10 protein-coding genes and 1 riboswitch are annotated in these 14,050 nt (G+C 42.3%); all 10 genes read left to right on the top strand.

Annotation, left to right across the window (positions count from 1 at the left end):
* Positions 1–706 precede the first annotated feature (706 nt).
* The 10 genes from ACFPA1_RS08350 to cbiB all read left to right on the top strand — a co-directional run bounded on the left by ACFPA1_RS08350 (position 707) and on the right by cbiB (position 14,037).
* The gene (locus tag ACFPA1_RS08350) at positions 707–2,851 is read left to right on the top strand and encodes a hydantoinase/oxoprolinase family protein (RefSeq protein ID WP_378582020.1); all 2,145 of its coding nucleotides are present in this window, start codon (positions 707–709) and stop codon (positions 2,849–2,851) included.
* Between the two features lies 1 nt (position 2,852).
* Positions 2,853–5,042: a hydantoinase B/oxoprolinase family protein gene (locus ACFPA1_RS08345; protein ID WP_378582019.1), complete on the top strand. Its 2,190-nt coding sequence runs from the start codon at positions 2,853–2,855 to the stop codon at positions 5,040–5,042.
* 247 nt (positions 5,043–5,289) lie between these two features.
* Positions 5,290–5,480, top strand: a riboswitch (cobalamin riboswitch).
* A 167-nt stretch (positions 5,481–5,647) separates the two neighbouring features.
* The gene (locus ACFPA1_RS08340) at positions 5,648–6,628 is read left to right on the top strand and encodes an ABC transporter substrate-binding protein (protein ID WP_378582018.1); all 981 of its coding nucleotides are present in this window, start codon (positions 5,648–5,650) and stop codon (positions 6,626–6,628) included.
* A complete protein-coding gene (locus tag ACFPA1_RS08335; RefSeq protein ID WP_378582017.1) occupies positions 6,625–7,665 on the top strand; it encodes a FecCD family ABC transporter permease in 1,041 nt (346 codons plus the stop codon). Before ACFPA1_RS08340 ends, ACFPA1_RS08335 begins: the two co-directional genes overlap by 4 nt.
* 3 nt (positions 7,666–7,668) lie before the next feature.
* Entirely contained in the window at positions 7,669–8,526 is an 858-nt protein-coding gene (locus ACFPA1_RS08330; RefSeq protein ID WP_378582016.1) for a heme ABC transporter ATP-binding protein, read from the top strand.
* Complete coding sequence (locus ACFPA1_RS08325) at positions 8,513–9,901, top strand: cobyrinate a,c-diamide synthase (protein ID WP_378582015.1); 1,389 nt, start codon at positions 8,513–8,515, stop codon at positions 9,899–9,901. Before ACFPA1_RS08330 ends, ACFPA1_RS08325 begins: the two co-directional genes overlap by 14 nt.
* Positions 9,898–10,944, top strand: coding sequence for a nicotinate-nucleotide--dimethylbenzimidazole phosphoribosyltransferase (cobT, locus tag ACFPA1_RS08320; protein WP_378582014.1), 1,047 nt, complete (start codon positions 9,898–9,900; stop codon positions 10,942–10,944). The genes ACFPA1_RS08325 and cobT overlap by 4 nt, the downstream gene beginning before the upstream one ends.
* A gap of 28 nt (positions 10,945–10,972) precedes the next feature.
* A complete protein-coding gene (cobO, locus tag ACFPA1_RS08315) occupies positions 10,973–11,524 on the top strand; it encodes a cob(I)yrinic acid a,c-diamide adenosyltransferase (RefSeq protein ID WP_378582013.1) in 552 nt (183 codons plus the stop codon).
* A gap of 33 nt (positions 11,525–11,557) precedes the next feature.
* Positions 11,558–13,066, top strand: coding sequence for a cobyric acid synthase (locus tag ACFPA1_RS08310; protein WP_378582012.1), 1,509 nt, complete (start codon positions 11,558–11,560; stop codon positions 13,064–13,066).
* Entirely contained in the window at positions 13,063–14,037 is a 975-nt protein-coding gene (cbiB, locus tag ACFPA1_RS08305; protein ID WP_378582011.1) for an adenosylcobinamide-phosphate synthase CbiB, read from the top strand. The genes ACFPA1_RS08310 and cbiB overlap by 4 nt, the downstream gene beginning before the upstream one ends.
* The last annotated feature ends 13 nt before the right edge of the window (positions 14,038–14,050 follow it).

Here is a 14,050-nt window from a genome sequence, read left to right as displayed (position 1 = left end):
GGCGCATGAAATTCTTCATGCGCCTACTCTATTTCGCTAGGATTCTTTAATAAAAGTTTGGAAGAATTTTGATTGGTCTAATATTAAATAAATTAAGTAATTTTGTAGAAAAGTTTTCAGTGAAATGACCCTATAAAATATTGACTTTTCAGAATATTGTAATTAAAATGATAAAGTGAGTGAAAGTTAAAAAAATGAACGTTCATTTAAAAATACAACCTCTTTAACCTCTAAGCATTTCAAAAATTCCCACCTTCAGAAAAGCAAAAGCATATTTCAACCGGCAATAGAAAAAAATTCCAAAGCAATTTGTGGATCATTTAATATCCTTACATAACCTGATTTTTAAAGAAGTAGAATTGATCGTGTATTTGACGTTCCAATTGATGGGAATAGGTTTATCGACCGAAAACTGGCGGAAATTAAAGTTCTGCATCATGTGCGGTTTTTAATGCTGTCTCAATCTGCCGTCCCTCTTTTTGATAACGAAAAATCCACTGACCTAAGGAAGGGTAGACAAGGATTTAGATTGACTTTGTACCATAATCTATTAAATCAATACTGGTTATAAATGAGGGGGCAATTATGAGAGTTGGACATTTAAGGAGGTGGGAGCGGGAGTTTCAATCTAGCGGAATATATCTTTTATGTTTATTTAAAATCTTTGTAAAAAGCAGTCCTAAAAATGTGCAAAGGAGAATCACTAATGGCTAACCATCAATTTAGTATCGGCGTCGATATTGGGGGAACATTTACCGATTTAGTTGTTGTGAACGAAGAGGGGAAAGTTTTTCGATCAAAAGCATTTACCACACCGGACGATTACCCTGAAGGAATCATTCATGCATTAGAACGCATATGCAATGAAGAATTGCACATAAGTGTTTCCGAGCTCCTCCGGCAAACGAAAGTGTTTGTGAATGGGACGACCATTGTGACAAATGCGCTTGCCGAATTAAAGGGCATGAAGGTAGGCCTGCTTACGACACAAGGATTTAAAGATACATTGCGCATCGCCCGTTCTGCACGGACGAATGAATTCGATTTACAAACACAAGTGCCGCCTCCCGAGCTTGTTCAAAGAGATTGTATTGCGGAGGTTTGGGAGAGGGTTGATTACTCAGGTAAAGCGGTTGTCCCATTGAACGAGGATCAGGCACGGCAGCAAATCCGTTATTTGGTTGAGGAAAAAGGCGTTGAAGCCATTGCGGTTTGTTTCTTATGGTCTTTCCGCAATCCAAGTCATGAACAACGGGTGAAATCAATCATTCATGAGATGTACCCGGATTTATTTGTTTCGGTTTCTTCCGATATTTACCCTGTGTCCCGGGAATATGAACGAATGGTAACCACTACTTTGAATGCGTTTACATCAAGAGGGGCCCGTGAATATCTGACAAGCTTAGAAAAACGGCTAGCAGAAAGGGGATTGAGAGTTCCTGTAGGAATGATTCAATCTACCGGAGGAATTACCACAACAAGCGAAGCCAGTGAAAAGCCTATCAGCCTTTTAAATTCCGGCCCTGTTGGCGGAGTGGTTGCAGCCAACAGTCTTGGAAAAGCACTTCAATTGAAAAACATCATTACGGCCGATATGGGCGGTACAAGCTTTGATACTTCGGTTATTGTAAACAATGAAATCACCCATATTCACCGTGCCCGTGTCAATCGTCTTGATACAGGCCTATCGCTTGTTGATATCAATGCGATCGGGGCTGGCGGGGGAAGCGTTGCTTGGCTGAATGAGCAGGGACTCCCGCAAGTTGGGCCAAAGAGTGCAGGCTCACAACCGGGACCAGCGTGTTATAACCGCGGCGGAACAGAACCAACTGTAACGGATATTGCGGTTGCCCTCAATTTTATTGACCCCGACTATTTCCTTGGCGGGTCCGTTAAATTAAATAAAGAGGCAGCCATTAAAGCGATTGATGAAAAAATCGCCCAGCCGCTTGGTATTCCAACCGTAGAAGCTGCCGCTGGTCTATTTGATCTGGTCATCGCGAACATGAGCAATGCGGTTCGGGCCGTTTCCATTGAAAAAGGCCATGACCCTCGTGAATTTACAATGATTTCTTACGGCGGGGCATCGGCCTTGTATATTGCGGCCATTGCTCAGGAGCTTGGCATCAAAAATGTGATTATCCCAAATAATGCTTCGGTTTTCTCGGCATACGGCTTACTTTGGTCTGATTATAGCAGAAGCTACGTCCAAACCGTGAATTGGAATTTGGCAAATGGTGATGTCAATGCGTTGAACGATAAATTAGCTGAATTAACCGCCCTTGCCCAGAAGGATTTGGCGGATAATGGTTTTAATGAAAATGATATCAGGATTGTTTGGGAAGGCGACTTTAAATTTGGAACTCAAGCCTTTGAGTTGACGATTCCGCTTCCAAAACGGTCCTTGACCGAAGACGATCGCGCTGTATTGGCAAAAGCCTTCTCCGAAGAATACGAAAGATTGTACGGTACTGGAACATCATGGGATGGGGCCGATCACTTAACGATTCTATTAAATGTTAGGGTTACCGGAATCGGAACCATTCAAAAGCCATCGTTACAAACTTTTAGCCGAAGCCATTCCATCACAGGTTCTGCCAAGACAGCCGAAAGGGAAGTTTACTTGCCTCAGGAACGGCAGACAAAAGTAGTGTCTATCTATAAGGCTGAACTTTTAAATACTGGAATGGAGGTCAATGGCCCCGCCGTCATTGAAGCAAAAGATACCACCATTTATATACCTGAGGATGCCTACATCAGGGTGGATCAATATGGCAACTATTGTCTGACACTTGAAACTGTGGAGAACGAACAAAAAACGTTAGTTACCGAAGGTCAAGGAGGCAAATAATATGGCAATGGAAAAAGTCCAACCACAAAAAGAGTTTGATGCATTTACCGCCCAGGTGATTCAATCACGGTTGAAAAGTGTTGTGGAAGAGATGGCTACCACACTATTGCGGACTTCCGGTTCTCCAGTCTTAACGGAGGCGCAGGATTTTTCCACAGCTGTCTTTGATGTGAATGGTGAACATATTGCTTTTTCCGGTTACGTTGTAGCCCATATTGGCTCTTCGTTAATTGGCGTACAAGCTGTCTTACGGGAATATGAGCTCGAGGATATTCATCCGGGGGACGCCTTTATTTGTAATGATGTTTATTCCGCCGGGGCTATTCACCAAGGGGATGTTGGGATTATCTCACCGATTTTTTATCAGGATGAATTGGTCGGATGGTCATTTTCTAACGCTCACGTTCTCGATGTTGGCGGAATGTCGCCAGGTGGATGGGCGCCTGCAGCTTATGATGTATATAGTGAAGCAATCAGCTTCCCTGCTGTTCGGATTATGGAAAGAGGAAGAATGAATCGGGATATCCAAAGGATCCTGATGAACAATGTTCGCCTTCCAATCCCTGTCATTAATGATGTGAAAAGTTTAATCGCCGCCAATATTACCGCCGAACGAAGGGTTAATGCGCTGATAGATAAATACGGTTTAGAGGATTACAAGCGGTATTGTGAAATTAACAAGGATTTAGCTGAACAAACGATTCGCAAACGCATCCGGGATATTCCAAATGGAGTTTATCACACAAAAGAATGGGTGGAGTACGATGGTCATGGAGCAGATAATCTCTATCCGGTGGAATGTAAATTAACAGTGGAAGAAGATCACCTCCATGTTGATTTAAGTGGATCCTCCCCACAGGCAGATGGGTTTATCAATGCGGGACCAGGTGCTATTTATGGAGGATTGTATGGCGTCATTGCGATGACCATTGGCTGTGATATCCCGGTCAATGCAGGAATGCTGCGACCGCTCACAATTGAACTCGGACCGCCTGGAACGATTGTAAACCCTGTGATCCCGGCTCCTGTTTCGTGCGGGCACATGGAAACAACAGGAAAAGCGGGTAAAGCTTTTTACGAGGGAATTTTTAAAGCGTTGCAGCTCAGCGAAAATCCTTGGCTTAGGAACCGGGTTGCTGCGATTGGTCACAACAATTGGCCGGGGAATTCTTGGGTCGGGTTGGATCAATATGGCCAGTATACAGCGTTTCCTGCATTTGATTGCGGTTCTGGCGGTGTGGGTGCCCAGGCTACCTGCGATGGACTGGATATTGGCGCATTTGAAATGCAGCAGAATAATGGAATTCCTGATGTGGAAACAAATGAAGGGCTGTACCCGATGTTTTATTTTTACCGAAAAATTAACGTGAATTCCGGAGGTCCCGGATATCATCGCGGCGGTCAGGGAATGGATTATGCCTGGATGCCGTACAACAATCAAGGATTACTCGGTACCATTGAAAACGCCTGTGCCGAAATGCCTGCACATGGCACTCTGGGCGGATACCCGGGTGGAACGAGTTCTTTTAATAAGATTGATGAATTTGATATCAACCAGTTCATTGCTGAACATGGACGTCTGCCAATTCCTAATGAGCTTACCAATTATACGACCCTTCCCAACCATATTGCCGGAATGCCTCTTGGACCAAAGGCAGTGTTTAAGCAAGTGACAGGCGGTGGGGCCGGAATCGGAGATCCGTTATTGCGTCCGATTGCGATAGTGGAAAAAGATTTACAGGATGAATATATTACCCCTGATCTGGCTGAAAAAGCGTATGGAGTAATCTGGAATGCATCTGAACGAAGAGTTGACTTAGAGGCAAGCCATGAAAAACGCCGCTCCATTCGTCGTGACCGGATCGGCCGGAATCCTGAAGTTGAGGTCTCTGAACAGGAGAAATTAAAGGTTCCGTTAAAATTTGTCCATAAAGCAGGCAAAAAATTAGTTTCTTGTAACTTCTGCGATCATGAACTGTCCGAAAGCAATATGAACTGGAAGGAAGGAGCCGTACAGCGAAAAGCTGATTTAGTGGAAACGATGTCTGAACTGGGGATTTATGTCCAGCCCCGGGAATCTGGGAAGGCTGAACTACACGAAGCAATTTGTCCTTCCTGCGGCACCTTGCTGCAACAAGACGTGTTAACGGAAGAAGTTAAAGAATTTAACGATTATGTCCTCACAAACTAATCATTAGATAGTTACTACAAACTGAGTTCAGCTTACTGGACTCAGTTAGTCGTTATTTCTTAAATCAATAATTATATTATGTTAATTTAATTAGGAATATCTTTCCCCAAATCGATGATAGAAGGAAGTAAATGTGCCCCCTTTCTTAATTAGTAAGCATGGTCTTTTCCTTGATCCCTAAACCAAATATTTGCTTCTCATGAAGTATTTGCTATAATACTAGTTGAGTAATTTGCTTGACCAATTGAATCTGACATAGCTAGTAGGTGCCTTATCATTGGATAAGGTTAAAAGGGAAGCCGGTGTGAATCCGGCGCGGTCCCGCCACTGTTATTCGGGGATAACCTCGCAATACCACTGTTCCAGCTAAGGAATGGGAAGGAGAGGAAGTCATGTTACCCGTAAGCCAGGAAACCTGCCTATTAAGCTTGCCAACGAAATCCTTCGCGGAAAAGGATCGGCATAATCAGTATAAATATGTTTATTTTTTCTGATTTTCGCGCGCCCTGTTTCCGAATGGAAGCAGGGCTTTTTCGTTGTTATGGGAAAGACTTCAAGATATCAAGCTCATCTCGAACTATAAACGAAGGGAAGAGAATTGAGTAATGAGAAAGTTTTTGGCATTAATTTTGACTGTAGTAATGATGGTGACGATCAGCGCATGTGGGACAACAAAAGATTCTTCAGGTGCAGATAAAAACCAAAAATCCGAAACAGCAACGAAAGAGGTAACGGACAAAGCAACCGTTTACCCGCTTACAGTGAAGGATGCGACGGGTACTGAAATAACTTTTGATAAGGCGCCGGAACGTATTGTATCTACCTCTCCATCGGAGACAGAAATTCTTTTCGCTCTAGGCCTAGGCGATAAAATTTACGGTGTATCTGATTTTGATGATTACCCTAAAGAAGCAGTGGCAAAGCCAAAAGTAGGCGGGGTGACAAAGCCAAATGAGGAAGCCATTATAGCGGCTAATCCGGATTTAGTAATCGGTGGCATTTCAATGAAGGATGATATTGCTGAAAAATTTCGTGGTTTAGACCTTAAGTTATATAAAACTGAGCCTAAAAAGATGGAGGATATTTTAAATAATATTATCCAAATTGGTATCATTACAGATACTCAGGAAAAAGCAGAAGAACTCGTGGCACAAATGAAGGTGGATATTCGCACAGTAACAGAAGCTGCTGCAAAAATTAAGGAAGAAGATAAGAAAAAAGTCTATATTGAATTTTCTCCAGGTTGGACGGTTGGCAAGGGTGAATTTATGGATGAACTGATTACGATGGCTGGCGGCGTTAATATTGCCTCAGATATGAAAGGCTGGAATGCCATCAATGAAGAGAAGATCATTCAGGACAACCCGGATGTCATTCTCTACTCCGCAAATGTTGTTGATGATAAGTCTGGCAAACCGCTAGAGGAATTAATTAAATCTAGAAGCGGCTGGGATAAGATTACAGCTATTCAAGAAGGTCGACTGACGGGGATCGAAGGAAATATTATGTCCAGACCTGGACCGAGAATAACAGATGCACTGAAGCAAATCGCTGAAGCCATTTATCCGGAATCGTTTAAGAAATGAAAAGAAGATTAGCAATATGGGGGGGAGCGGGTTTCGTTCTCCTTCTTTTCTCAGGGGTCATTAGTTTATCGCTTGGTTCTGCTAATCTGCCGCTTTCGCAAGTTTGGGGAATTCTCTTACACCAGCTGCCTTTTTTACATAGTCTCATAGATTCCAACTGGCCTGAATCAGCTGAGCAAATCATTTTAAAAGTTCGTTTGCCACGGGTTTTTCTTGCCATTCTTGTTGGGGCGTGCTTATCACTTGCTGGTGCTGGCTTTCAAGGAGTGTTACGCAACCCGTTAGCAGATCCGTATACATTAGGGGTAGCATCTGGGTCAGCGGTAGGTGCTGCTTTCATCATTTTATTCGGGTATCATACTAGTTTATTTGGTAATTGGACGATACCACTGGTTGCATTTGTGACAGGGCTGATTAGTTTACTTGTTGTACTCCGTTTAGCAAATGTACATGGCAAATTTAAACTAGAAACCATCATTTTATCTGGGGTTGTCGTTTCTGCTTTTCTAGGGTCACTTGTTTCCTTTATGGTGTCAATGTCCGATCAAGTGGTGAATGAAATCGTCTTTTGGCTGATGGGGAGTTTAGCCCTAAGAGGTTGGTCATTTACCTTTGTACTCATGCCTTATTTAGCAATTGGAATCGTGGTGTTGCTGTCATATGGACGTACATTAAATTTGTTTGCATTAGGAGAGCGGCAGGCAGCACATTTAGGTGTCAACATTAAACGTACACGGCTAGTGGTGTTGGTCGTTTCCACCCTAATCACCGCTGCCGCAGTATCAATCGTAGGAACGATTGGTTTTGTCGGACTTGTCGTTCCACACTTAGTGAGGCTTATAGTTGGGCCGGATTACCGATTATTACTGCCATTGTCCGTGATATTCGGTGCCATATATGTCCTTTGGGCAGATACGATTGCCCGTACCTTACTTAGCCCAACGGAGATTCCGCTCGGGGTTGTGACCGCATTTCTTGGCGCTCCATTCTTTGCGTACTTACTTCGTAGAAGCAAGCAAATGACAGGGGGAAGTTGATGGATGCTTATTGAAGTGGAAAGCTTAAGTAAACGGTTTGATAACCAGTCTGTGCTTGATGAAATTAGTTTTTCTGTCAAACGTGGAGAATGCTTGGGGATCATTGGACCAAACGGAAGCGGCAAGTCTACATTGCTAAAGCTATTGTCGGGAGTGGATCGTGCGACGACCGGAAGAATTGAATTAAATGGGAAACAGATTGAACTTTATACCCGCAAGGAATTAGCAAAGTGGCTGGCAGTATTGCAGCAGGAATCTCTACCTCCAATTGGATTTACGGTAAGAGAGGTTATCGAAATGGGGAGGTTTCCTTTTCAAAATTGGCTCGGTGAAGAAAAAACAGAAATTGAACCACTTATCGATTCCATTATCGAGAAAATGGAGTTATCTGAGTTGAGTGATCGCCTGCTCGAAAGCCTAAGCGGGGGGGAGCGGCAGCGAGTAGCTCTTGGAAAGACGATGGCACAACAGCCAAAGCTTCTAATGCTTGATGAACCGACCACCTATCTCGATATTGGTCATCAAGTACTTTTGATGGATCGGATTCGAGAATGGCAGCAAGAAGATGATATGACCGTTATCGCGGTTCTGCATGATTTAAATATAGCAGCCCTGTATTGTGATCGATTGCTGCTGTTACATAATGGGAGAGTAGTAGCGGCTGGAGCTCCCAAGCATATCATTCGAGCAGATTTGATTCAACAAGTCTACGGTACTACACCAATTGTAATGGTGCACCCCGTTTGTGGTGTACCACAAATCATCCTTCAAGGAGAAAGTATAGCGGAGCGTACAATTCCTATGAAGAGAGGTAAAGAAGGAATCATCAGAAAGCGGAGGAATAGCTATGTCCATCAATAGAATAGTAGTTGCAGGTACGGGAAGCGGTGTTGGAAAAACAACACTGACAATTGGTTTAATGGCAGCGTTAAGAAAGCGCGGTTTAACGGTTCAAGGCTTTAAATGCGGTCCTGACTATATTGACCCTTCTTATCATAAATCTGTCACCAATCGAGTTTCTCGTAATTTAGACAGTTGGATGCTTACACATGATCGAGTTTTGGATATTTTCACGCATGGAAGTCGTGGAGCTGATATTTCGATTATAGAAGGAGTGATGGGATTTTTTGATGGGAAAAGTCCGGAAACGAATGAAGGCAGTACGGCAGAGATCAGTATCATAACCAAAAGTCCTGTATTGCTCGTTGTCAATTGTGAAAGTATGGCCCGAAGTGCAGCGGCGATCGTGAAGGGGTTTCAAATGTTTGCAGAAGGGCCCAAGATTGCAGCAGTAATTGCCAACAAAGTTGGGAGCGAAGGACATTTTCAGCTTGTCAAAAAAGCGATTGAACAGGAATGTCATGTTCCTGTGATCGGCTATTTGAAACGCGAGCTAGACATTGAAATCCCAGAAAGACATCTTGGACTTATTCCTTCTATTGAACGAGGAGAACTTATTCCATTTTTCGATCAATTAGGAGACTTGGTTTTAGAGACGATTGATATGGACAAGCTGCTTGAATTAGCTGTTGCTGAGCCGCTACCTGTAAGTGAAAAAACCTCCATGTTTGAACAGAAGAAAGAAAAGATCATGAAAATGGCAGTTGCAAAGGATGAAGCCTTTAATTTCTATTATCCTGAGAATCTAGAAATGTTGGAAGCGAATGGTGTAGAGATTGTTTATTTTTCTCCTTTGGCTAATGAAGAACTGCCAAAAGATGTTGATGGCCTTTATATAGGAGGAGGCTTCCCAGAGGAATTCGCTCATGTCCTTGAATGTAATGAAATGACAAAGGATTCTATCAAAAATGAAATTGAAGCTGGATTACCTACTCTTGCTGAATGTGGCGGGTTCATGTATTTAACCGAGTCAATCGAAACAACGGAAAAGAAGAGGTATCAAATGATTGGGGTAATCCCAGGCGAGGTACAAATGAAAACATCTTTGCAAGCTCTAGGGTACAGAGAGATTAGTGGTCTGAATGACAATTTTATTCTAAAAAACCAAAAAGCAAGAGGGCATGAATTTCATTATTCCTCCTTTTTGCCTAACGAAGAGAAGCTGCCACATGCCTATGAAACGAAAGGGATGCGGGGTGTAAGCAAGGAAGGATATCTACAACACAACTTAGCAGCTGGCTACACCCATTTTCACTTTGGCTCCAATCCAGCGCTGGTTGAGAATTGGATTGAAAAATGTTTAGAGTTTAAAGCTAGTAAGAGGAGAATAGGATGAAGAAACTTTTCGAATCGATTCCAAAAATTAACAAGGAAATGGGAAGACAGGTTAGTGACTATATTAATACGTTGACAAAGCCAATCGGAAGCCTTGGGAGGCTGGAGGAATTGGCAATTGAACTAGCAGAAATGAAAAACGAAGCATTTCCAAGTGTAACACCACCTGGAGTCCTCGTTTTTGCAGCGGATCATGGAATTACCGACGAAGGTGTTTCTGCCTATCCGCAAGCCGTGACAGAGCAAATGGTTCGGAATTTTTTAAATGGTGGTGCTGCGATCAATGTCTTTAGTAGACAAATAGGTGCCTTACTTGAGGTAATCGACATCGGCGTAGTAAACGATATTGAACATGAGAGTCTAATAAATAAAAAGATTCGTTATGGTACTGGCAATTTTTATCGTGAGGATGCGATGAGCCGGGAAGAAGCTGAACAAGCGATTGAAGTAGGTTACCAGCAGGGCTTACAAATCATCAAAAAAGGAGCACAGTGTCTCATCCTCGGCGAGATGGGGATTGGAAATACGTCTTCAAGCAGTGCCATCTTAGCTGTTCTTAGCGGTAGAGATATTTCTTTACTAGTAGGTAAAGGGACTGGAATTTCGGATGAAACCTTATTACATAAAGCCGAAATTATTAAACAGGCACTTGAAAGGAGAAACCCTAATCCAACTGATCCAATTGATATCCTTGCAAAAGTGGGAGGACTAGAGATAGCCGGAATAGCAGGTGCAATGCTTGCTGCGGCGAACAAAAGAGTACCGATTCTAGTAGATGGATTTATATGTACCGTTGCAGCTTTAATTGCCAAATCAATCTCTCCTGGTGTTGATGACTATATGATTGTCACGCATCAATCGATTGAACCTGGTCACAAAACAGCCCTTTCACTATTAGGGAAGAAGCCGATTATTGATTTAGGACTAAGACTTGGAGAAGGAACAGGTGCAGCCATTTCCCATTCTATTATCCAATCGGCTACATTAATGCTAAAAGAAATGGCAACCTTTCACTCAGCAGGAATTTCAAAAAATGACGAATGAAAACTTCACAAAACGAGGAGGCTCACACATGGAACAAGTTAACAAAAAGAAACAAGGCTTAACACTTGTGTACACAGGTCACGGTAAAGGAAAAACGACAGCAGCAATAGGTTTAACCGTACGAGCAGTTGGTAGAGGGTTAAAAGTAAAGATTTATCAATTTATAAAATCACCAGAGCGTTCGTACGGGGAACAAATTGCCTTACGTAAGCTTGGGGTTGAGATGGAACAGCTAGGAAGAGGATTCACATGGACAAAAACCCCTGATGAGCACAGAGAAGCGTTAAGGACAGGTTGGGCAAAGGCAAAGGAAACAGTAATGAGCGGAGAATATGATTTAGTGATTTTAGATGAATTAAACAATGCCTTAGCAATTGATACATTTCCAATTGAAGATGTTTTACCACTAAATGAAGTGATGGATCTAATAATAAATAGACCGTCCCATGTTCATCTCGTTTTGACAGGAAGAGATGCCAAGCGGGAAATTAGAGAGATTGCGGATCTAGTATCTGTTATTGAAGTGGAAAAGCATTACTACGATGAGGGCATACCAGCTGTAAAAGGAATTGAATTTTAAGGTGCAAAACCCAAAATGAAGGAGTGAATGCTTATGGGGAAAGCTGTTCCTTTAATGATTCAAGGTACTCATTCTGATGCTGGAAAAAGTGCGCTTGTTACCGCTTTATGCCGGATATTTGTTCAGGATGGCTTTAAAACAGCCCCTTATAAATCACAGAATATGGCTTTAAATTCTTATATTACCTTTGATGGGAAAGAAATCGGTCGTGCACAGGGTGTGCAAGCAGAAGCAGCTGGGATTCTTGCAACAACGGATATGAATCCGATTTTGATTAAACCAAGCAGTAACTGCGAATCGCAAATTGTCGTTCATGGAAAGCCATTTAAAAATATGAAGGCAGGAGAGTACCGCCAGGACTTTTTTCAACAAGGCTTAGCATTAATTCGAGATTCATATGAGAAATTGTCTGTTTGTTATGACCGGATCGTTATTGAGGGAGCAGGCAGTCCGGCTGAGATTAATTTAAATGATCGGGAGCTTGTTAATATGCGGGTGGCCCAACTCGCTAACGCACCCGTGATTATAGTTGGAGATATTGAAAAGGGTGGAGTATTTGCCAGTTTAGTAGGAACCTTGCAGCTGCTAGAACCGGAAGATCGAAAAAGAGTAATTGGTGTCATCATCAATAAATTCAGAGGTGATGTATCATTACTACAGCCGGGATTAACCTGGTTTGAAGAATATACTGACGTTCCGATTTTAGGTGTTGTTCCGTATATCGAGAACTTACTAATTGAAGCAGAGGATTCAGTTGTGTTAAACAACTATACTTCTAAACTCGATGCTACAAAGGAAATTGATATTGCGGTTATACGGCATCCCATGATATCTAATTTCACTGATATCGATCCTTTTTTTGAGGAAAAGGATTGTCATGTTCGCTTTGTAAAAGCTGTAGAAGACTTAGGAGAACCGGATTTACTGATTTTACCTGGGAGTAAAAATACCATTGAGGATATGATGATTTTACACAGCACAGGACTAGCCAATCGGATCTTGGATTTAGCACAAAAGAATACGATGATTATTGGCATTTGTGCCGGGTATCAAATGTTAGGAAATCGAATCGAAGATCCATACGGAGTTGAATCATCACATAAAAGTGTAGAAGGACTAGGGCTCCTTCCGATGCAAACCTCCATGACCACCCATAAGACAACCGTTCATTCTGAAGGAATGGCCAGTTTTGGCGAGGAAAGCATTCCAGTTGCGGGTTATGAGATTCATATGGGTGAATCGTACTTTGAAGAAGAATGTGACCATTTTGTTCAGTTAGCTGACAGAAGGGAAGGAACGATAACAAAGGACAAACGAATGATTGGGACGTACTTTCATGGTATTTTCCATAATGATCTATTCCGTGAGGTTTTTCTAAATGAGATAAGGTTAAAGAAAGGATTAGAGCCGATCAAGAACCGAGTCTCTTTTTCCCAAAAAAGAGAAGAAGGATTCGATGTATTAGCCAAGGTTGTGAGAGAAAATATCCAGTTAGACCGAATTAATAAGCTAATAACGGACTTTCAAAAGGAATCGAAATGATGGTAATGGTATATGAGCCAACTATTATATTCTGCACGATTTTATCTTCAGCGATTGTATTAGATTTGTTGATTGGTGATCCTAGGTGGCTTCCGCATCCTGTCGTACTAATAGGAAAATTAATCACATTTTTAGAAAAGAGCTGGAATAGAGGAGAAGGCAGAGTCTGGAAAGGGATTTGCCTTACCGCAACAGTTGTTCTGCTCGTTTTTTTCGTTTCCTTATTTCTCGTCTTTGTCGCCTATCAATTACATCCATTTGTTGGTGTTTTTGCACAGATCTATCTTATTTCCACTACGATTGCGATAAAAGGTCTTTCGTCTGCTGCAAAAGAAGTCCTAGTTCCTTTAGTGAATGGGAATTTAGTTGAAGCAAGATTAAAGCTTAGTATGATCGTAGGTCGTGACACGGACATCTTACCGGAGAGTGAAATTGTTAGAGGAACTGTTGAGACTGTTGCCGAGAATACGGTCGATGGCATAACAGCGCCATTATTTTGGGCCATCATTGGAGGAGCACCACTTGCGATGGTGTACCGTGCAATCAATACATTAGATTCTATGGTGGGACATAAAGATGAGCGATTCATGCAATTTGGATGGGCATCAGCCAAGCTTGACGATCTAGTAAACTGGATTCCCGCGAGGCTAACAGCCCTTTCGATGTGGCTTGCAGCTTTTTTTATAAAAGGATCTAAAAAGAGCAATGGATGGAACATAACGTGGAGGGATGCAAGAAAACACCCCAGTCCAAATAGTGGCTGGTCAGAGGCAATGGCAGCGGGGTTAATCGGAATTCAGCTAGGTGGAATCAATTACTATCGGGGAAAAAAGTCAGTTCGTGCACAAATGGGAGATCCTTTAAGGAATTTGGTGCGCTCCGATATCGAACAAGCGATTCGAATTATGCATGGAGGTTGGATTGTATTTTTTCTGATCGGTGTAAGCTTGCTCCTGTTAGTTAGATCGTGAAAATGAGGTGAAA

Source organism: Neobacillus sp. GCM10023253 (genome assembly GCF_042653105.1).
Classification (GTDB): domain Bacteria; phylum Bacillota; class Bacilli; order Bacillales; family Cytobacillaceae; genus Neobacillus; species Neobacillus citreus.
This window is presented reverse-complemented; position numbering and strand designations above follow the sequence as displayed.